Raw genomic sequence first — 698 nt, forward strand, 5'->3', positions numbered from 1 at the left:
GATGCGATCAACGCAGCCATTGAAGCAGCGAAAGCAGAAACCGGTCGTCCTACCCTGATTTGTACCAAAACCATCATCGGTTTCGGTTCACCAAACAAAGCAGGCTCTCACGACTGTCACGGTGCACCACTGGGCGCAGACGAAATCAAAGCGGCGCGTGAGTTCCTGGGTTGGGAACACCCTGCGTTTGAAATCCCGGCTGACGTCTACGGTCAGTGGGATGCGAAAGAAGCAGGCGCAGCAAAAGAAGCCGCTTGGAACGAGAAACTGGCTGCGTACGAAGCTGCACACCCAGAGCTGGCGGCAGAGTTCAAACGCCGCGTAAACGGCGACCTGCCTGCTGAGTGGGAAGAAAAAGCCAACCAAATCATTGCCGACTTGCAAGCGAACCCAGCGAACATTGCGTCACGTAAAGCGTCTCAAAATGCGCTGGAAGCGTTTGGTGCGATGCTGCCTGAATTCATGGGTGGCTCAGCTGACCTGGCACCTTCAAACCTGACCATGTGGTCTGGCTCAAAAGCCCTGACTGGCGAAGATGCATCTGGCAACTACATCCACTACGGTGTGCGTGAGTTCGGTATGACCGCGATCATCAACGGTATTGCCCTGCACGGTGGTTTCGTTCCTTACGGTGCGACCTTCCTGATGTTCATGGAATACGCGCGTAACGCGATGCGTATGGCGGCACTGATGAAAGT

1 protein-coding gene is annotated in these 698 nt (G+C 55.0%); it reads left to right on the top strand.

Annotated elements, in window-relative coordinates:
- A partial coding sequence (locus G5S52_RS23455) for a thiamine pyrophosphate-binding protein (RefSeq protein WP_497707164.1) occupies positions 1-698 on the top strand: 698 nt, incomplete at both ends.

Source organism: Grimontia sedimenti, assembly GCF_011045095.1.
In the GTDB taxonomy this organism is placed as follows: Bacteria; Pseudomonadota; Gammaproteobacteria; order Enterobacterales; family Vibrionaceae; genus Enterovibrio; species Enterovibrio sedimenti.